General features: G+C 57.8%; 17 protein-coding genes. 7 read left to right on the plus strand and 10 right to left on the minus strand.

The window, feature by feature from the left end; genetic code table 11:
* Positions 1-39: 39 nt before the first annotated feature.
* The 3 genes from O3S85_RS18890 to O3S85_RS18900 all read left to right on the plus strand — a co-directional run bounded on the left by O3S85_RS18890 (position 40) and on the right by O3S85_RS18900 (position 3,121).
* Entirely contained in the window at positions 40-684 is a 645-nt protein-coding gene (locus O3S85_RS18890; protein WP_269542502.1) for a hypothetical protein, read from the plus strand.
* Positions 685-767: 83 nt separating this feature from the next.
* On the plus strand, positions 768-1,856 hold the full coding sequence (gene holA, locus O3S85_RS18895) for a DNA polymerase III subunit delta (protein WP_269542504.1): 1,089 nt from the start codon (positions 768-770) through the stop codon (positions 1,854-1,856).
* Between the two features lie 452 nt (positions 1,857-2,308).
* Entirely contained in the window at positions 2,309-3,121 is an 813-nt protein-coding gene (locus O3S85_RS18900) for a rhomboid family protein (RefSeq protein WP_269542506.1), read from the plus strand.
* Between the two features lie 346 nt (positions 3,122-3,467).
* Here the strand turns inward: O3S85_RS18900 and O3S85_RS18905 are convergent, their stop codons facing one another.
* Together O3S85_RS18905 and O3S85_RS18910 are read right to left on the minus strand one after the other, a co-directional pair.
* Positions 3,468-3,737 carry a DUF167 domain-containing protein gene (locus O3S85_RS18905; protein WP_269542508.1) on the minus strand — a complete coding sequence of 90 codons (270 nt, stop codon included), beginning with the start codon at positions 3,735-3,737 and terminating at the stop codon, positions 3,468-3,470.
* A gap of 42 nt (positions 3,738-3,779) precedes the next feature.
* Positions 3,780-5,126, minus strand: a complete 1,347-nt coding sequence (locus O3S85_RS18910; protein ID WP_269542511.1) for a hypothetical protein — start codon at positions 5,124-5,126, stop codon at positions 3,780-3,782.
* A 215-nt stretch (positions 5,127-5,341) separates the two neighbouring features.
* Here O3S85_RS18910 and O3S85_RS18915 point away from each other — a divergent pair, with 215 nt between their 5' ends.
* Positions 5,342-5,917, plus strand: coding sequence for a hypothetical protein (locus O3S85_RS18915; protein ID WP_269542512.1), 576 nt, complete (start codon positions 5,342-5,344; stop codon positions 5,915-5,917).
* 25 nt (positions 5,918-5,942) lie between these two features.
* Here O3S85_RS18915 and O3S85_RS18920 read toward each other — a convergent pair whose 3' ends face one another.
* Together O3S85_RS18920 and O3S85_RS18925 are read right to left on the minus strand one after the other, a co-directional pair.
* Complete coding sequence (locus O3S85_RS18920; protein ID WP_269542513.1) at positions 5,943-6,368, minus strand: hypothetical protein; 426 nt, start codon at positions 6,366-6,368, stop codon at positions 5,943-5,945.
* Positions 6,369-6,399: 31 nt separating this feature from the next.
* Entirely contained in the window at positions 6,400-6,681 is a 282-nt protein-coding gene (locus tag O3S85_RS18925) for an FtsB family cell division protein (protein WP_269542515.1), read from the minus strand.
* A gap of 283 nt (positions 6,682-6,964) precedes the next feature.
* Here O3S85_RS18925 and O3S85_RS18930 point away from each other — a divergent pair, with 283 nt between their 5' ends.
* From O3S85_RS18930 to O3S85_RS18940, 3 genes are read left to right on the plus strand one after another with little or no spacing between them, the layout of a single operon-like run.
* A complete protein-coding gene (locus O3S85_RS18930) occupies positions 6,965-7,780 on the plus strand; it encodes an ExeA family protein (RefSeq protein ID WP_269542519.1) in 816 nt (271 codons plus the stop codon).
* 9 nt (positions 7,781-7,789) lie between these two features.
* Positions 7,790-8,980 (plus strand): hypothetical protein, encoded by a 1,191-nt coding sequence (locus O3S85_RS18935; protein ID WP_269542523.1) that lies wholly within the window; start codon positions 7,790-7,792, stop codon positions 8,978-8,980.
* Positions 8,940-10,421, plus strand: a complete 1,482-nt coding sequence (locus O3S85_RS18940) for a hypothetical protein (RefSeq protein ID WP_269542526.1) — start codon at positions 8,940-8,942, stop codon at positions 10,419-10,421. Before O3S85_RS18935 ends, O3S85_RS18940 begins: the two co-directional genes overlap by 41 nt.
* A gap of 35 nt (positions 10,422-10,456) precedes the next feature.
* On the opposite strand, the gene O3S85_RS18945 is transcribed toward O3S85_RS18940, so the two are convergent.
* The 6 genes from O3S85_RS18945 to O3S85_RS18970 all read right to left on the minus strand — a co-directional run bounded on the left by O3S85_RS18945 (position 10,457) and on the right by O3S85_RS18970 (position 19,938).
* On the minus strand, positions 10,457-10,993 hold the full coding sequence (locus tag O3S85_RS18945) for a hypothetical protein (RefSeq protein WP_269542529.1): 537 nt from the start codon (positions 10,991-10,993) through the stop codon (positions 10,457-10,459).
* The gene (locus O3S85_RS18950) at positions 10,978-13,083 is read right to left on the minus strand and encodes a polysaccharide deacetylase family protein (protein ID WP_269542530.1); all 2,106 of its coding nucleotides are present in this window, start codon (positions 13,081-13,083) and stop codon (positions 10,978-10,980) included. The genes O3S85_RS18945 and O3S85_RS18950 overlap by 16 nt, the downstream gene beginning before the upstream one ends.
* 123 nt (positions 13,084-13,206) lie before the next feature.
* Complete coding sequence (locus O3S85_RS18955) at positions 13,207-14,454, minus strand: hypothetical protein (protein WP_269542533.1); 1,248 nt, start codon at positions 14,452-14,454, stop codon at positions 13,207-13,209.
* Positions 14,455-14,622: 168 nt separating this feature from the next.
* Entirely contained in the window at positions 14,623-15,804 is a 1,182-nt protein-coding gene (locus O3S85_RS18960; protein ID WP_269542536.1) for a polysaccharide deacetylase family protein, read from the minus strand.
* Between the two features lie 92 nt (positions 15,805-15,896).
* Positions 15,897-17,018, minus strand: coding sequence for an ABC transporter ATP-binding protein (locus O3S85_RS18965; RefSeq protein ID WP_269542539.1), 1,122 nt, complete (start codon positions 17,016-17,018; stop codon positions 15,897-15,899).
* Between the two features lie 25 nt (positions 17,019-17,043).
* Positions 17,044-19,938 carry an alpha-amylase family glycosyl hydrolase gene (locus O3S85_RS18970; RefSeq protein WP_269542542.1) on the minus strand — a complete coding sequence of 965 codons (2,895 nt, stop codon included), beginning with the start codon at positions 19,936-19,938 and terminating at the stop codon, positions 17,044-17,046.
* Positions 19,939-20,028: the final 90 nt, after the last annotated feature.

Raw genomic sequence — 20,028 nt, forward strand, 5'->3', positions numbered from 1 at the left:
TCAATCACTAAGACTACGCGCGTAATGATACGCTGCCATTTGCTACGAACACTCCTACTGTGCCTGCTGGTAGGCCTGGCTGGCCACGCCCACGCCGCCGACCTCTTTCGCGGCATGACCGAGCAGGAAATTATCGACGCCATCGGGCCGCCCAATTCTGAAATAGGCCGAACCTCCAAGAAAGTGCTCATGTATACCGGCGGCTCGCTGGAGCTCCGCCTGGGCCGCCTCAACACGGCGGACGGCTTTGACATGGATTACATGGCACCGGACGGCGTCTCCCAATTCGTCTATATGACCGGACAAGGCTGGACGCTGAATGGCGAACCGGTTCCGGCGAACTACCGCTTTTCGATTGATGACCACATCGTCATGGACGACGAACCGGCAGAGGACGTTAGCGTTATCAGCACCAGCGATATAAGCCTCCCCGAACCGGACGAATCGCCAACTGAGGATGTAGTAACCGAAACCATCGTCGAGCAAGTATCCACGCCGGAAACCATGGCTGACCAGGATTCCGAGGATGAGTATTACGACGAATATTACGATGAGAATTACGAGTATGAGCCCCTCGCAGACTTCGAGCTCGAACCAGCCGATAAGACCTTCTCCTTCGCATTTTGGTCGCTCACAGCACTCGTATTCCTCTCGGTAATCGCCTCGTTTATCGTGGCGCGCTAGGCCAACATTCAGCCAGACCGAGCGAAACCGAACTTTCGCTTTGCCTCCACCCGCCGGACGCGCTCAATGTAGGGCAGCATTCGATGAAACCCTTTACCTTCATTTGTGGCGATGACGACTTCCTGGTCACCCGGGAGGGGCAGGCCGTCTTTGCCGAAAAGGCCAAGGACATCACCGACGACTTCTCCAAGGAAACCATCGACGGTGCCGCCCAGAACATGGGCGAGGTCGAAACCGCGCTCAATCAGTTTCGCTCCGCCACGCAGACGCTGTCCATGTTTGGCGACAAGAAAGTCGTCTGGCTCAAGGACGTCAGCTTCTTCGCCGACAGCGTGACGGGCCGGGCCGAGGGCACCAAGAAACTCGTCACCGAATGGCAGGAAGAGCTCGCCAAGCTCGATCCCAATGCCGTCGACGTGCTGATCACCGCGCACCCCGTCGACCGCCGGCGCAAGGAGTTTAAGTGGTTCGCGAAAAACTCCGAATACACCGACCTCAAGTCCGGCTCCAATGACGACTTCCTCCTCGACCTGATCCACACCGAGAGCAAGCGACTGAAGACGAACTTTACCCACGGTGCCTCGCAGGCATTGATCGGCCTCGTCGGCGGCAACACCCGGCTCGTGCTGGAGGAGACGCGCAAGCTGTGCACCTTTGTCGGCGAGGAAGGCGAGGTCACCGACGAGATCGTGATCCAAATGGTGCCGCACTTTGGCGAAGGCGATTTCTTCGAGCCGGTGGAGGCGTTTTTCTCGCTCGATCTCAACTGGACCCTCGACGCACTGCGCCGGTATTTCTTCATTCACAAGGAGGCGCGCCCGCTAATCGTAAATCTACAGGGTCGCAACCGCCTGATGATCCAGCTGCGCGTGCTCATGGACAGCGGTGAAATTTCCCTCGGCCCGCGTGGCTTTGCCAAGGCCACCTTTGAGGCCGCCCAGCGCAAATACAGCCAGCACTTCGGCGGATTCGACGACAAGAGCAACTTCAACGTCTTCACGCAAAACCTCTGGTATCTGGGCAACAAAGTCGCCCCGCCCTGTCGCCAGCTCAAGCTGAAGCAGCTCGTGGATTTCCAGGTCTCGTTCACCAAAGCCTTCGAAGACCTTATGCGCAAACCGCAGGACCAGGACGCCGTCATGCGCGACCTGGCCATCGAGTGCCTCGGGTAGCTGGCGAGCGAGGCGTGGTTTTTTGAACTACAGATAGCGCCGATAGACGCAGATCGTTTTAACAAGAAGAACGGGAAGAACGGGGAGCTTGGAGGCAGACCTTGCCTTTCTCACTAAGGTAGCGCAGGCGCGCCTGTCCCGCTAAGCGGTGATCTCGCGCCGCACCCCATGCTGACGGCGTGCGCGGTTGGCTTCAGCCATCCGCATGTTGGTTATGCTCTGCCTTTCGGCCTAAGATACATGTCGGCCACTAAAGTGACCGACCTACGCCACTCTGATGGGGTGCGGCGCGAGACGCGCCTGCGCTACCCTATATCAGTAACGAACTTAATTCACTGGCGTCCGCGTTCATCTACACAACCCGTGGCAACAATCGCCCACACGCCCCCAACCACGCAATTATCCGTTTTAGTTTGAACCGGCGGCGAATGGGCGTTTGCTGGTTCTTTTTTATGGCGACACTTCTCGACAAGTTGGACAAGCGATTCGGCCGCTTCGCGATCAAAAACCTGACCTTTTGGATAATGATTGGCCAGATCGCGGTGTTTGGCTTTGGCCTGCTGACGACATTTCCCGTTGAGAATCTGATGCTCTACCCCGATCTCGTGCTCAAAGGACAGATCTGGCGCGTATTCACCTTTATATGGGAAAGCCCGGCAATCAGCCCCATTTGGTTAATATTCTACTTTTGGCTGTTCTACATTTTTGGCTCCGCTTTGGAAGAGCATTGGGGTGAGTTTCGCTTCAACATTTTTATCCTCATTGGCATGGTGTGCACCGTGGTGGCCTCGCTGATGAACTGGGCGCTACTTCCCGCCGACATCAAGCCACTCTACGCCGCAACCAACTGGTACCTGATGTCATCGGTGACCTTTGCGTTTGCGATCGTCTATCCGAATTTCGAGCTACGCCTGTATTTTGTCCTGCCGGTCAAGATCAAGTGGATCGCGTTGTTTACCATTGTTGTGTGGGTCTTTACCGCGCGAAGCATCTTTGATTGGACGCTGATGCTCGCCTCACTGGTAAACGTCACTCTCTTCTTTGGTCGCAGCTTCTTCCAAGGAGCCAAGGCGCGTAATCGCCGCGTAGCCCACCAAAGAGAGCAAAAGAAAATCGAGAGCGAGGCCTTCCATACCTGCATTATCTGCGGCAAGACCGATAAAAGCGACCCGGATATGGAGTTCGCCTACCTCGACGGTGAAGGCTACTGCGAGGACCATTGGGCCGAAATGGACAAGCGCCAGGCAGCTAAAGAAAGTAATTAGCACGGCATCCGCAGCCGTAGGATCACCATGCGGTTCCTGCCGAAGTTGTCAGCCCGCGACCGCCACGGTTACCGCGCTGAATCCAGCCGTTTATCGACTCCGGCTTACGGCGCTCTTAGTGCATAGTCCGAGGGCCAGTGACCCCTTACGTCCATGGACGTAGGCAGGTTACGCCCGCGAACGTAAGGAAGCTACGTCCCAGGACGTATAGGGGCTACGTCCGTGGACGTAACGACCAAAATCCACGCTTATGCGCACCAAACAACTGCCCGGATTCACGCCAACACCCGTCCGGATTCACGCCGCAATCCGCCTACCTTCTGGCCTACAACACCTTGGCCGTGTGCTACTGCTCAGTTGGCAGCTTCACAAATAATTCCGCCTCGGTCACCCCAGCAATTTCCACGACTTTGCGCCGACTCCCCTCCCCGCTCACGAGTGCGACATCACGCTTGGCCACGCCCAGGTATTTAGCGAGAAACTTGAGCAACTCGGCGTTGGCCTTGCCGTCCACCGGCGGCGCGGCAATGCGGACCTTCAGCGCCCCCTCCTGCCAACCCACGACTTCGCTGCGGGAAGCCTTCGGCGTGGCGAGGATGCTGAGTTTGGCGGACATACCAGCCCATGCTTACAGGCCGGTCACCGAAGTCAACCGGACTTAAAACTCCACGATGACGGAGCCCTGGAAGCGCTGGCTGTCTGCCGTCGGTAGGCCGACGTAACCGGTGGTCAGGAAACTATATTCGCCAGCAATGGTCAGGTAGGGAGTGAGTTTGTAAAAGATGGACGTCGTCGCCGTGGTGTTAAACTTGCGCATGCCGGGGCTCAAGTCGGCGTCCCGCGGGTTATCGATGCCGGCACCGATGTTCCAGTTGATGTCTTCCCAGGGAAATGTCTGTAACTGAATCCAGCCGCCCCAGGCGTCGACGGACGTGCTCTTGGCGAGGTTGACCGTTTGGCCGACGCCCCCGTTAAAGCTGCCCAAATCGGTGCCTGACCAAATGGCCCCGAGTAGCTTGGCGCGGTCTTTCCAGTTGAGCACGCCGGTGAACATGCCCACGTAGGTGTCGTAGTCGGTTTCGCCGCCGGAAGCGTTGTCGAACGCCTCCTGCCCATACATGCCGCCAACTGCGGTGGTGAGGGTCCAGTCCTTGGCGAGGTCGAGTTCGTAGGCGATAGTCAGCTCGGTATTAGGGACACCGGAGTCCTTGCCATCGGGCGTGCCGCCGCCGTCGATGTCTCCGCTGATCGCCCCGGCAATGGCGCTCGTCACCCTCAGTTTCCCGGGGCCAACCGCGTCCTGCCACTGCGCTTTGAGTAAAGGGCGTCGCGACCACAGTGCGCCCTGATAAGCAAACGCCCCGCAGTTGACCGTGCGTGGCAGGGCCACCGTCAGCGCATCCCAATCCTGACCGGCGCGGAACAGCCAAGGCCCCTTTTCCATCTCGGCGTAGGCCAGGCGCATGCGCAGGGTCGGCGTCGAGCTACTGTAGTCGCCATAAAAATCCGTTTCGACACGGGCACCGGTCCGCCAGCCATCCCACTGCGGGCCGTTAATCTTCAAGCCGAGCCGCGTCTCGCGCGCAGTAAAGCTCAGTTGACTGTCGCTGGAGGGCCCCTCGGGATAAACGTAGCGCACGAAGTCGCCATTAAAAACGCCATGCGTGTCGTAAGCCATATCCAGCTTCACAAAGCCATACACTTCAAACTGCCAATCGTGGTGCGTAAAGCTGAGGTCCGGGTCAACGGGCGGCGGTTCGGGGGGTGGCAGTTGCTCATTGGCGGCGACTTCCACACTCGGGTTGGTGGGCGGCTCCACGGCGACATACCCTTCCCGCACCGAGCCCAGCTCTCCCCGCAACGACTTCACCTCCTGCGACAGCTCATCGATCATTTGCTGCTGCGCCTTCAGCATTGCCCGCAGCTCCGCCATCTCCTGTGCACTGTCATCCGCCACCAGCGAACCCACACCACCGGCCAACAACAGCGCCATCAGCCCAGCCATTCTCTTGCGTGTACTCCACATAGAGAACGAAACATAATCTTATCCAAAGAAAACAAAAGATTAGCTTAGCTCATCTCAGTTTTTTGAAGCAAAGCCAATGCTACTTGTTAGCAGCGCTTTTAGATGACGCCGTTAAATTTAATGGCGCGGATAAAGCTATTGCCTTCTGGCTCATTCGGATTATCCCAAATCACAACAACACGTATTAAACTGCTATGCTTAAAAACATCGCCATCGGCTGTGCCGTTCTCTTTTTCGGTTTTATCGGACTCATCCTCGTGGGCCTTTTCGGCTTGGGCTACGCGATCGAGAAGGGCTACATGCCTGACGCCACCGCGTTGGCCAAGGGAGACATCAACCCGCGCTACATCAGCAAGCTGCAAGAGGCCAACATCATCGACGCCGACGAGCAGGTTTACTACATTTACATGGGCGGTTTCCTCTCCGTGCTCGAAGACGGCAATCTCTTCACCGACAAGCGCGTGATCTCCTACGAGAGCTTCGATGGCCAACTGGATGTTTATGAGGCCACTTATCCCGAGATTCAGTCCCTGGACTTCGAGCCGGGCGAGTCGTGGATCGATGACTCCATCATCACTGTAAATATGAAGGACGGCGATTGGTTTATCCTGATTGTCAGCGCCGACGGCGGCGACAAGTCTTTCTACAATAAGCTGGAGGAAACCTGGAAGGCCAAGCGCGGCGAAGACTTCGATGAGGCAGCACCCACTCCTGAAGCCCCCGCTATCGAACCCACCTCCGAGCCGTCCATGCGCTCGACGGGTTCCTAGAGCACTTTTTAACTAACTTAGCCGATCAGGCCGCCAGAGTCCGGATCGTGCGGCTGACGGTGTCGCGCAAAGCATCCGCCAACGTCGACGAGGCTTGCTCAAATTGCGCGACGAGCTGCTTCGGCGGACGCAGTGGCGCGCCATTGACCTGCAACACCGCGACGGAGTAACCCACGCGCCCTGCATCTTCATTGATTCCGTTGCCAACCGTCACGTGCGACCAGTAGCCATTGGTATTCCACGTGAGCGCGCGATCGCGGTAACAGAGCTGAAAGCCGGTCAGCTGCTCCTCATCGTCAAACCAGGCGGTCAACTCCAAGCCGTCGCCACCCCACCAGCGGCGTTTGCCGGGGCCGGGCTCCTGCTTAACGTGCTTAAACTCCCGCAACATAATACCGGGCAAACTACCCAGATACCGCCAAAAACGCAATCCATCGGTGATAGGAATCACCGGTTTTCACAAACCGTAAACAATCCCCGAATCAGCGGTCGAATTTGAAGATCAGCTCGCCCTCGCGGGAGTAGCCGAGGCGCTCGCGGGCGGCGCGTTCCACCATGTCCGGATTGCTCTGCAGCTCGGTCAGGTAGGCCTGTTGCGCGGCGTTGTTTTCCTTGAGCTCGATCAGGCGGGCGTGGGCAGCTTCATTGCGCTCCTGGAAAGCCTGATGTTCGCGCCAGCTCTGCATCAACACCACGCCAAACACCGCACAAGCGCCCGCCAGGGCAACCGCCAAAGCAGGAAGGATGAGTTGATATTTGCGCATTACGTTCATAACAGAGCCATTTACGACTGGCTGACTTTGTAAAACAAAGCATCCATTGCCAAGGAAAAAACCCTCGCGTTTATGCATTGTATGACTACCCCTAATGACTTCCCGGGCGCACCGCTGCTACCACTACGCGCTCACAACCTGAATGTCGCCATTATTGAAAATTTTGGAAAAAAACTACGCGCTATTGTGCTCGGTGGGAAATTTCGCTTTAACAGCGCCTAGTTAAGACACCGCTTGGCGACAACCAAGACCGCTAACGACACACGCCAAACTCATGTATCAGGAATTTTTCGGACTCAGCGAAATGCCGTTCAACGTGACGCCGGACCCGAAGTTTCTCTACTTGAGTCCCACGCACCAGGACGCGCTGGCGCATTTACGCTATGGGATTCAGGAGAAAAAAGGCTTCATCGTGCTCACGGGTGAGGTCGGCTGCGGCAAGACCACCCTCTGCCGCACCCTACTGGGCGAGCTCGACGACAAGCCCGAAGTCGAAACCATCCTCATCCTCAATCCGCGTATTTCCGAGCAGCAGTTGCTCTATAATATCCTGCACGAGCTTGGCGAAAAGATCCCCGAAAGCAGCAATGTCGACCTGACGGCCCGCCTCAACGAAGCACTCCTGCAGCGCATTCTGAGCGGCAAAGAAATCGTCATGATTATCGACGAGGCTCAGAATTTATCCTTCGAGGTCATGGAGCAGCTCCGCTTGTTGTCCAACCTCGAAACCCACGACCAAAAGCTGCTGCAAATCATCCTCATGGGCCAGCCGGAGCTCAACGAGAAGCTCCGCGAAAAACGTCTGCGTCAGTTCCGCCAGCGCGTGCTCGTTTACTACGATTTGAGCCAACTGGACCGCACCGAAACGCAGGACTACATTCGCCACCGCCTGACCACCGCCGGCAGCAATGGCCGCCCGCGCTTCACCTGGTGGGCCCAGTGGCGCATCCACCGCTACACCCGCGGCACGCCGCGCCTCATCAACAATCTGTGTGACAAAGCGCTACTGGCCGCCTATATTCGCGATTCGGAAGAAATCGGCTTTGGCGATGTATCGCGCGCCATCAAAGACCTTAAACGCCTCGGCTAACCAAACGTCATGTCCCTCATTAACGATGCATTGAAAAAGGCCCAGCGCGAACGCGAGGGCGGCGATAAACCAGCCAAGCAGGACATCCCCAGCGTCGGCGGCAGTAAGCCACCCCGCCGCAGCGGCAATCCGGCAGACAAGCCCAGCTTTAAAATCGTCCGCGCACTCGTCGTTGGCGGCATGGTGCTGTCGGTGCTGATCGCGTCGATCGGTATCCTGGTCAACGCGCTCAAGAAAAGCCCACCGCCAGAAGAGCCGCAGATCACCGAAGTGCCCGTCACCATCGTGCCATCGCCCAATTCCGGCCAGCCGAGCACTGCAACCCCAGCTGCGCCACCGGCGAAGCCAAACGAATCCACCCGCACCGCAGATCGCCTGACTCCGGCCCCCACGCCAGTCACGCCCCGCATTGAGGCACCGGTCATTGCCCCGCCAAAGGATCAAACAGTCGCCAACATCAACCCGCAAGCCACACCCGCGCCTCAACCCCAATCCGTTGCCCCCAAGCCTGCCCCCGCACCGGTGCCATCACCGGTTGCCGCGCAACCTACGCCAAAGCCAAGCGCTGTCACCGAGGCGAAGTCTGAGCCCGCGCCGGAGCCAACTATCGCCCAAGCAAAACCGGAACCCCCGCCCGCGCCGCAGCCCGTTGCTCCCGCACCCAAGCCTGTCGCCGCTCAACCCGTTTCCACCCCGGCACCCACACCCGTTGCCGCAGCTCCGCAGCCGCAGCCAACCCCGGCACCTGCGCCGGAACCCACCACCGTCGCCGCGACAACGCCCCAGCCCGCGCCAGCCGCAACAGCACCGGTGCCGACACCCAAGCCCGCAGCACCAGTCATCATCCCCCAGGAGCCGATGACGCTAAACCTCGACAGCCAGCCTGCGCCCGAACCCGAGCTACAGCCAATGCCGCAACAGCCGGTCACCACCACTGCCGAGCCCGAGCCCGCAGCGCCTCAACCGGCCGCCGTCGAGCAGGAGGCGAATCCGAAAATCATTGCCTTCCTGGAAGCTTCACGCATAACAGGCATCAAGGTTGCAGGAAGCAAAAGCCGCGTGCTGATGAATAATCAAGTGTTCAAGGTGGGCTCGATTGTTGAAGCCAGCAGCCAACTAAAAATCACCGCTATCAAAACTAACGAAATTCAGTTCGTCGATGAGTCAGGAGTCGAATACCGGAAACAGTTCCAGCGGTAAAAAGAAGCTGGTTCTCCGCAAAAAAGGAGAGTCCAAATCGCCTGAGCCCGCCGCCGAAGAACCGGCGGAAAAGAAGCCCATTCGCATGAGCCTCAAGCGCTCGCCGGATGAGATCAAGCAGCAGGATGCAGAGCCCGCCAAGGAGCACACGCCTCCCATCGCCCCGGTCTCGACCGACGATGCGCAGCCGCCCATTCCCCCCGCGGCCCCGGCCGCACCCGAGCCTGAACCGGAGCCGGAAAAGCCCAAGATGAAGCTCGGCCTCAAGCGTGATTCCGAGCCCGAACCGGAGCAAGCTGCGCCCGAGGAACCGGAACCACCCACCGCTCCCAAGCCACCCGCCCGCCGAACCCCACCGCCTGCCGCGGAGCCCGAAGCCACTGAGCAACCGAAGAAAAAGATAAAGCTCGGCCTCAAACGCGGTGCCTCCAATGAATCTACCGAGCCGACCCCGCCCAAGGATGACATGAGCTGGGGTCTCTCCGAAGAGGAGCAAAGCGCCTCCGAAGACATTCCTTCTGCCGGTCCGGCCGTTCCGCAAGCTGGCCCGCCACCGCCGGTTGCCAGATCGAGCACGCCCCCCATGGGTGCTCCCCCCCTGCCTCCGGCCGCCACCAGTGGGCCTCCCTCTCCTCCTTCGGGTGGGCCTCCGCCACCTCCGGGCACGCCGCCTCCTCCCCCCACTGCTGTTGGCGGGCCACCACCGCCACCACCAGGCGTTTCGGCACCGCCGATTCCAGGCGTTTCGGCACCGCCGATTCCAGGCGCCGGTGCTCCTCCGCCACCACCGCCCACCGGAGCCAAGGCTCCACCTCCCATTAAAAAAGCGGCACCGGACTTGGTGGACCAGGAGCTCAGCCAGAAGTCCAGCCACACCAAGCACATCCTGATTGCGGCCGGCATTTTAATTTTTCTGCTCGTGGCCATTGTCGCAGTGGGTGTCATGCTCTTTTCCGGTGGTAACGATGACGCCACGCCCAAGCAAATCGCGGCGGAAACCACCGAGGCGAAGAAGCCCGAGCGCATTGCCGACATTCCCAAGAGTTCCATTGATCAGGCCAAGGCCGTCGTTGCCCAAGTAAACGAGAAATCCAGCACCGATGAGATTCTCGGCGGCAGCGAGGCAGCCACCACCACCAAAGCAACCACGGAGACGCCTGCCGCACCCACACCGGTAACCGTAGTGCCTGAGCCTGCGCCAATGATAGAAGGTCCGCGCGCCGTCGTCTATGATCAGCAGGACCCGGAAGTGCTCGACTGGGTTGAGAATCTTAGCGGTATACAGTTTGGTCGCGGTAAAATGATTCTCAACGGCCAAACCTATCAAGCCGGAGCCATCGTCGAGCCGACCATGCAAATACGCTGGATCGGTGAGGACAAGGCGCTCGGCCTGTTGTATTTCGAAGACGCCAACGGCGTGAAATACGAGAAGGAGTTTTAACGCTGGTCAACCACCGCGTTGCGTCAGCTAGCACCTTACTTGGCCAGCGTGTAAGTTTCCACCAGCTCGGCTGCCAGTTGCACGGAGTCTAAATTGTCGCCATCCACCACGCGGCAGTCTGGCTCATCCGCGCCGGGTATTTCGAGGTCGCGGTATTGCCCATCGAGCAGCTTGGGATACTTCGCCGGCTGGAAGAAATGCTCCTGGTCTTCCATGAGTCGGCGGGCCGCCCGCAGCTCCGCCAACACACGCGGGATCATTAAAAAAATAAACTGGCACTCGCCATGGCTACGTAGCGTATCGCGCGTATAGCGGGTCAACGCCGAGCAGGTGATTACCCGCAGCCGGTCGGATGGCCGCTGGGCAATGCGCACGCCAACGCGGTCGCGCCACACCTGGCGATCCTCTTCGTCGAGCGGCTCGCCGGCCCGCATCTTGGCAATGGCGACGGAGGTATGCATCTCGTCGCCCTCCAGCACCTGCACGCGAAAGTCCGCCTGCCGCTCGATCTCTTTAGCCAAGGTAGTCTTACCCGTCAGGCAGACCCCACCGATGATCAACGCTGGCAACATCTGGCGAGATAAACGCGCTCCAACGCGGACTGGCTGACGTTCCCCTTCTGGTCAGTCGCGGTAATGAAGTAACGGCAGTCACCAGCACCAACGGGCAGATCGAACACGACGTGATCCGCCGTGCGCGCGGGACCCGTTTCCGAGTGATACGGCGCTTGCTTGCTCGGCTTGATCGTCTTGGCCTTCTTACCTTTGCATCGCAAAGTAAGCTTCACCTCTTTAAGGCCGGACAAGTCGTAAACGAAGGTGTGGACCTGCGCTTCACGCGGGGCATCAGTCAGGCAGTGGTTACCCCAAGTCTTGCCACCCGGATTTTCCGGCATTACCCATGGTGCGAAAATGGTCGGGCCGGTCGAGTCACTTTGCGATACAGAGTTGAGCGCATCGCCGATCAAGTGGAGCGCTTTGTTGGCTGCGTTCGTGACCTGCTGGTCCCAATTTTGCTGGCCAGTCCAATACCAATAACAGCTCGTTTCGGCGGTCAGCATGAGGCGCTGCGCCTCACCAAGCGAAGAGTGGTCGGGCTGTGAATCTTCCAGCGCATGCACGCAGTTTTGCAGCGCAGTCAGCACGGCCCAGCTATTCAAGTCGGGCGAGTATTGCTGGTCATAGCGGCTGAACCACTTCATGAACTGCGGGTCGCCGTTGTCGGCACCAGCCCAGCTACCGGGCTCCACGTGCACGGCGTTCTTTGGGTCGGGCGGGAATTGCTCCAGGTAGTCCTTGACCGTGCACAGTTCAAAGCGCGGATCGTTCTGCAGCCACTCCACCATTTGGCGCGTGTTGTGGTCGTAGTAGCTGTCGGTGCCGCCGCCGTAGTTATCGCCATCGCTATGCAGCAGGAAGAACGGCGGGTGCTCGGGATCGAAGGTGCCGAGCTCGACCATCTGGTCGTGAATCTGCCCCAGGATGGACGGATATTGCAGCGCACCAAAGCCGCCGCGCGCATCTTCGTTGCCGATGTAGCGCTCAGCCGGGACGCCGATGATCTTGTGCTCCTTGCCATCCGGGTCGGTGTAAACGATGTACTCCGGGCGCAGCAATGAGGGGCTGATTTTACTCGCCGCCCAGATGTTGTTGAGCTGCTGCCAGTCGTCGACCGGCGGGTTCACTTGCTCGCTCTGGTTCGGCGGCAGCATGCCCTCCTCGAAGCCGGCGTAGGGATACTCCTGGCAGGCGCGGAAGCGGTGAATGCTATCGTAGATGACGGCCTTTATGCCCGCCTCGTTCAGCGCCGGAATCATGCGCACGTGAAACGCCGTCTCCGGCGGGAAAAGCACCTCACTGGCCGGAGCGCCAAAGGTGGACTCGATCAGCCCACGGTGCCACTCGATCTGTTTGACAATGTTGCGACCCGGGGTGAGCGCCATGAGTGGATGGAAAAAACCGAAAGCCGTGAAGTCGCAACGCGGATTGCCGAGCGTGGTCTTTTCCTGCGCCACTTCGCGCAATTGATCGGCCCAACCGGGGAAGCCGCCCTTGCCGTTGAGCTGCTCGATCAGCGAGCCGCTCCAACTGGTGGACAGGCCACCGTGAGGCAAACCGCCATTAATGTAGTGGCGAATCGCCGTGGGAATAAAACTCGAATAAGCACCGCGACGCGTACCGAAGATTTCGCCTTTCTCGCCGTCCCAATAATCGGGGTTGGCGGCGTCATAATACGGCTGATGCATATGCTTGTGGATGCCGTAGAAGATCTTGACCGCGTTCTTGTCGCTAGTTTTAGCGCGTGGCCGCGGCGCAGGCGTTACCTCGAAGTGGCCGAAAGCCTTGATCCAGTCATCGCCACCGGACTTGCGCCAGTTGACCTTGCGACAGCCCTCGAACTGCACCTCATAGCGACCCACACCCAGCTTACCCGCGGGCACTTCCAGCTTGTAGACGCCCTTAATGTCGTCGCCGGTCAGCTCCTCGCCATTGAAGACGATCTCACCCGCCGGCCCACGCACAATGATCTGTGGAAACGGCACCGCGCCATCCGCCGTGAAAGAAAGCTCCACCGCCGGCGCGCGACGCGTGTCAGCAGCGGCCTGTACGGACTCCGGCAACTCGGTGGAAACGATGTTCGAGAAAGTGGTTATGGTGCTCATGGTCTTTAAAAATTGCGCACCAAAGTAATGCCTTCCCGTGGTGAGAGGAAGTCTGGAGTTTGCCCCGGGCGACTTTAGCCAGCGCCGCCGCTAGCCAAGGAATTGCGCAATATATTCGCGAATTTATTCCGCTGTGCGCTTCCTGACCAGCTGTTTACGGCGACGCCACTCAATGAAGCCCAACGCGCCGACCAGCACTCCGCCCATCGCATAAGTCGAGGGCTCGGGAAGGATGACATATCCTGGAACAATTTCCATCATGCCCGGGTAAGTCGGGCTGGCGATGATTTTTGAACTCCATATCATGCCGTCGAGGCTGAACGTGATATTCGTGAAATGGTTTCCTACGCTCACAGTCGAGCCCTGGTTCTCCAACTGGGCAAAGATGAATTGGTCCGTGCCGCCACCCGTGTTCATTGTGCCGTTCCAGTTCGTGATCAGAAGATTTTCGGAGATGCTGCTGGAAGCCGAGTTGGTATCGACAAAGCTAATTTCCCCACCGCCGACATCATCGCCAAATTGGACCACCGAATCAGTGGTCAACGTCAAGGCCCGCAAGAAGGAAGCCTGGCGCACGTTACTGTCCTCCGCGGTGAAACCAAAAGTGCCGCCTTCCAATTGCAGACGCGTCCCGCGGGCGTCGTTATCGGAGTCCTGAATCAGGTCAACCCCCGACGGGCCATCGAGCAGCATCGTGCCACCACGCACGCCAACACCATGCAAACCCGCATTACCGCCCTGTATCCCGAGCGTGCCGCTGATGTAAACCGTCGAGTCGTCGGATGCATAAACGATCGTGCTGGAGCCCGTGGTGTTCGCAATCGAGACCCCACCGTCAAAGTTAAACTCACCGCCTTCGAGCGAGAGGTTCTTCGCCTTGTTCGCAAAGGAAACAGTCTCGTTGAAGAGAAGGCCTCCCGTGCCCGCATCCCAGATATTCTCATCAAAGCCAGAATTACTGTTCTGCGAAATCGCCACGTTAAAAGTCACCAAACTACCACTGGAGTTAACGATCGTGCGACCGTCATTCGCCAATCCATTTGTAATGTAGCTGTAGTTGCTGTTCAGGGCATTGAACGTGTAGCCGCTGCCACCGGTGATATTGAAAAAGGCAACATTTTGCTGTGTCACGCCGCCACTGGACTTGCCCTGATTCAAGAGCACGGTGTAATCCGGCGAACCGCCTGATTCGGTGCCAAAGGTAAGGATTAAATTTTCCGAGCCATTGCCGGTAATCGGCACGCCACCGCTGGACCAGTTGCCAGCGTTGTTAAAGTTGTTGTTTGCCGCGCCACTCCAAGTCGAGTTTGCATAGCCGACATTCGAGACAAACTGTAATACAGTAAATGCCCCGGCAAATAATAAAGCCAATTTCCTCATTCGATAATACACCCTTAAGCGTATCATCGCATAGAAATCCCCAAAATTAATACGGCCAACAGGGTCTTATTTATACCCTACCCGCCCCCGGCCAGAAGATAGAAGCTTATCATCAAGGATTAGGTAAATACCGCCCAAACAGGCGCGACAACCAAAGCACTAAAAACCGCGGCGGGCGTTATCTAGTTCGGCACAGGAGGCATCGAGGTCGTCGTGGACTTTCTGCACCCAGGCCTTGCCCCAGTATAGGTTGCAGCTGGTTTCCGCGCGCAGGAGTCGCCAGTAGGCCTCACCAAAATGGTAGTCCACATGCTCCGGGTTGCGCGGAGAGCTGTCCTTGCGTTGCGATTTCACAAAGTGCAAGGCATCGCTGATCTCGTGGATGCGAGCCAGGGCGTCCTTTTGCTCCTGCGTGCCGGTCCACTGGGTGAAGTCATCACCGTAGTGCATCTCGGTGTTCCAGGCTCCCTTTTTTACCTTCACCTTGCCGCCCACGCCATGCTTGGTGATGTAGTCCTCGATGTAGGTCGGCATGACTTCGCCTGTGAGGCGCGCCTTGTTTAGAAATGGCTGGTAGAACGCGTGCCAGAAGTTGGACTCCTCAGTGTAATTGCGGAACCAGCCGCCGTTGTCACCGTCGGACGCCGTGGTGACGAGCGGCTCGAAGTCGCAAAATTTGGTGCGTTCCTTGACCTCGTTTTCAAACCAATCGGGGTCCATACCGGAAAGCTGCGCATTAGAAAGCTCACGCTCACGGGGAATCACGATGATCTCCTCTCCCCCAAACTCCGCCACGTGTGGACGGTAGCGCAGCTCAGGCCAGGACATTTCCCCCTCGGCTGGCTCCAGATAAACATCGTCCACCAGCACGTAGCGGTAGCCCATGCGCTTGAGCAAGGGGATCAGCTCCTCGGTGAACCCCATTTCCGGCGGCCAAAAACCGCCAAAATCTTCGCGCCAGAACAAATGCTGTGCCAGACCGCGCCAGCGCGACAGCTGCTCCTGCCAGTCTTCCTTCGGGATCAGAGGTAGCACCGGGTGATAATAGCCTGTGCCCAGGATCTCGAAGAGCCGGGTGTTCTGCAGTTGCCAGAGCAAGTCACCCACCTTGACGACGCCATACACCTTTTCCTGAAATTCCGGCGAGGACAGTGTTTCCAGCAAGGTGCCCGACATCGACAGGTGCACGCGGGCCACATCCTCATAGCCCCACAACGCGCGAGGCATGCGATCCATCGCAAACAGAATTTCCTTAACCTCCCACGGATTCGTTTCGAGCAGGTCGTCTAGATTATTGGGCGGCTGGTGAAAGTTTAGAACAAGGGCGTGATGAATTGGCATAGGGATAAATCTCGCCATAGCCCTAGCCCGAAATCACAGACTGTGCAAACGCTTTCTGCCCAGTTAGTTGAGGAATTGCTGCCCCGCATTGCCTAGACCACCTGTTCAGTTTCCTGATCGAATAGCGCGATGCGCTGCGGGTCGAAACTCAGGTGAACGGAGCCGCCAACGCTAAATGCATGGTCGGCTTCGACTCGCGCAATGAATGCATGCGGAGCGGGTGTGTTTAAATACAGGTAGGTTTCCGCGCCAATTGGTTCGGAAACGTCAATCGTGGCGGTGATGCTGCCGACACTAGATTCGCTGGTGACCTGAATATGTTCAGGTCGAATGCCGAGGACCGTGGGCCGGGCGGATTGCTTGGCGGCAGCGCTTCGCAAACGGTCGTGCAGTTTTAATCGAAAGCCCGGCGAGCCATTCACCGGATTTTCTACAAAGAACGCGCTGCCGTTTTCGATGACACAGTGACCGTTAAAAAAATTCATGGGCGGGCTGCCAATGAAGCCAGCGACGAATAAATTCTGCGGATGGTTATACAACGCCAGCGGCTCGTCGACTTGCATGATGTGGCCGTCCTTCATCACGCAAATACGGTCGCCCATCGTCATCGCTTCCACTTGGTCATGGGTCACGTAGATCATCGTGGCATTGAGCCGGGTATGCAGGCGCGAAATCTCCGTGCGCATTTGCACGCGCATCTTCGCGTCGAGATTCGACAGCGGCTCATCGAATAAGAAAACATCCGGTTGCCGGACGATGGCGCGGCCGACCGCCACCCGTTGCCGTTGACCTCCGGATAACGCCTTCGGCTTACGCTCCAGCATCGTGGACAGGCCAAGAATGTCCGCGGCCTCGTCCACGCGGTGGCGGATTTGCTCGCGCGGTGTTTTTAATAACTTGAGCCCGAAGGCCATGTTGTCGAACACGCTCATGTGTGGATAGAGCGCGTAGTTTTGGAAGACCATCGCGATGCCGCGACTCTTCGGCTCCACGTCGTTCACGACGCGTTCGCCAATGCGTAGATGACCGCCGGTGATATCTTCCAAACCGGCGATCATCCGCAGCGTGGTCGACTTACCACAGCCGGATGGACCAACGAGCACCATGAACTCCTTATCCCGGATTTCCAGGTCAATTCCTTTGACGGCGTGAAAGGAATCGCGCTTGCCGGAGTTGTAGTGTTTCTCAAGGTTATTCAGGGTGACCGTTGCCATGCGACTCGTCGTAGATTTAATGTGATTAAGGTTTCAGGTATGCGCCGTCGGCGCCGATCTTGCCCGGCCCGTTCAGCACGTAGACCTTCAGGTTGCCCTTACCGTTAACGCTGGCGGTCAGGCTGCCGTTACCAACGTTCTGCACATCGCCGGTGATAGCGTCGACATAGGTGCCGTTAGGGATACCGCTAAAAGTCGCCCCGCCGCTCACGGCGACCAAGGCAAAGCTGTCGACATTGGTATCGGTGAAGCGCCGCTTAAAGGCCATGCCGCCGCTAACGCCACTCGTGGAATACTGCCCCTTCTGCAATGCGGGCACGGCACGACGAATTTGATTCAATCGCCGAATGTGTTGTGCCAGCGGATGGCTAAGCGTAGTCGCCATCGCGCCAGTCGCATTGGAATACTCGCCAAAGTCCGACACGGACACGCTGCCTTCGATGTGGTCGCCGAAATAGGCGCGGCCCGTTTGGGAAAGCGGCGCATTCGGGCCGACGTCGATCACCAGGCCTTTCTGGAATTCGATTTCGCTGCCGTAGTAAACGCACGGAATGCCGCGGAAGGTAAACATGAGGCTCAGGTTCTCCGCCCACACATCCTGAGGCTGGGCGAAGCGCTGATTCTCTGGCGCGCCGTCGGGAGCGTAGTCGTGCGAGTCCACGTAAGTGACGTTGTAGGTGGCGTCGTTATACCAGAGGTCACCGCCGAGCGCGACGTTGAAGGCGTCGTAGGCATTCTGGAAGTTCCAGTGCATGGGGAAATCAATCACTGCCATGCCCGAGTTCAGCGAGTGATCCGGCGCATGATAGTCGTTGCCCACGAGCAGGTGGTTGTTGCTGGTCGGCTCGTTGTCGACGGTGTCGTTGTCTTGCCAATGTTGGAAGGTCGAGGCTTCGTTTTGCACACGCGTCCCCCACGGATAAGCCTGGGTTTCCGCCCAAGTGTAAAACGGCGTGGAGATCGCCGGGATGTTGCTGTTCCAAACCTGACGATAGCGCGTGGCCACTTCGCCGAAGATAAAGAAATCATTGCCGCCTCGCGCCTTGAAGGCCGGGACAAAGGTATTGTTAAACGTGAGCCGTGAAATGTGCTTCACCGTGTCGACGCGGAAGGCGTCCACGCCCATATCGATGTATTGGTTGTAGGCGTCGATCAGGTATTGCGCGGTTATTGGGTTCTCGGTGTTCAGGTCCACCGTATCGCCCGCAATCTGCGCAGTCTGGACCGTGTAGCCTTCCCACTGGAGTGACTTCTCGTGGTGGTAGATGAAGTCGACGTCGGTGTAGTCTTCCTTCATCGCATCGATGCGCGCACCGTATTGGGCATTGGGCGTGAGCGTCAGGTAATTGGCGGGCAGGACGTTGTTCGGATCGGTAATGGTGACGGCGCTGTCGGCGTCTTCGTTGAAGTCGATCACTTCAGAGCGATCAAACAACGGGTAGAGATTTTCCTCGCCGTAGTTGCAGGAATGGTTGAGCACGATGTCCTGGATGACCTTGATGCCGCGGGCGTGAGCTTCGTCGATCAACGTCTGGTAGGTCACACCGGGCGACTCGTAGCGGAAGTCGACTTCGGAGTGATCAATGGCGTGGTAGCCGTGGTAGTCGTAGCCGCTGGCATTCTTCACGACCGGCGTGATCCAGATGGCGGAAAAGCCGAGCGCCTTGATGTAATCCAGCTTTTCAATGAGGCCCTTGAAATCACCACGCCAGGCGGGATCGGAAGCCGGGTTCAGCGATCCATCCCAGCACTTCATGTTGTTCGACGCATCGCCATCAAAGAAGCGCGTGGTCATCAGGAAATATATCGTCTCCTCGCGGAAGTCGCTACCTGTAGCGCCAAGCTCGTTGACTTCGATGTTCTTCGTGACGACGTCAAAGACGATGCGGTAAGTCTTGTTGTCGGCGACTTGGTAGTCTTGCGCAGGATAGCGCTCGGTGAAATCACCATAGCGATCAATCAGGAAACGTGCGGGCGTATCCTCGCCATTGAAGGTTGCTACGTATTCATAGAAGCCGTCGCCGATGTGGGTCATTGCGGCGGTGTTCCAACTGTTCGGTGTACCGCGAAAATACCAGGGCTCGATGACGCCGAGCTCTTCCGTGGTAATCTGCTTGGTGTCGCTGTTGAACGTGATGCGGTAAATCCGGTCGTCAGTCACCGCGTAATCGGTCTGTGCCGGATAGCGTTCCGAGAAGTCGCCATGATGGTCAATCAGGAAACGCGCGGGTGTTTCTTCGCCATTGAAGGTCGCAATGTATTCGTAAGTGTTGGCGGATAGGCGCGTCATCGCGGAGGTATTCCAGCCGTTTGACGTGCCGCGAAAATACCACTGATCGGCTGGCCAGACTTCCTCGACCGCGATGTCCTTCGTGGCTTGGTTGAAGGTAATGCGGTAGGTCTTGTTATCCGTCACCTGATAATCCTGCGCCGGGTAGCGCTCGGAAAAATCTCCGTAATGATCGATGAGGAAGCGCGCGGGCGATTCTTCTCCGCTAAAGGTCGCAGTGTATTCAAACATGTCCCCGCCGAGGTGAGTCATCTGCGCGGTGTTCCAGCTGTTCGACGTGCCGCGAAAATACCACACGGCCGGATACTCGGTGACAGTGATGGCCTGCGTGCTGGTGTCGAAGCTGATCTTGTATGTTTTAAAATCGGTAACAAGGTAGTCCTGCGCGGGATAGCTTTCCGTCCAGTCATCGTAGCGGTCGATTTTAAAGCGAGCCGTTGTGTCCTCGCCGTTGAAGGTCTGAATCGTTTCGTAAGTAGTAGCATCGACTTGAGTCATCTGCGCGCTATCCCAGCCATTGGGAGTGCCACGGAAAAACCATTCTGCATGCGCGGAGGGAATGATCGATAGTAAGCCAACGAGGCTAAGGAGCATCGTGGTAAATTTCTTTAAGGCGGTGATGGGTATCATGAGTTTACGAGGACAGGGTTAACCGTTGGAAAACGCTTCCAACATAATCGACTATACGCGTTGGATTGCATGTGAGTAGCGTTGCTGTGT

The sequence above is a fragment of the Cerasicoccus sp. TK19100 genome (assembly GCF_027257155.1).
Taxonomy (GTDB): domain Bacteria; phylum Verrucomicrobiota; class Verrucomicrobiia; order Opitutales; family Cerasicoccaceae; genus Cerasicoccus; species Cerasicoccus fimbriatus.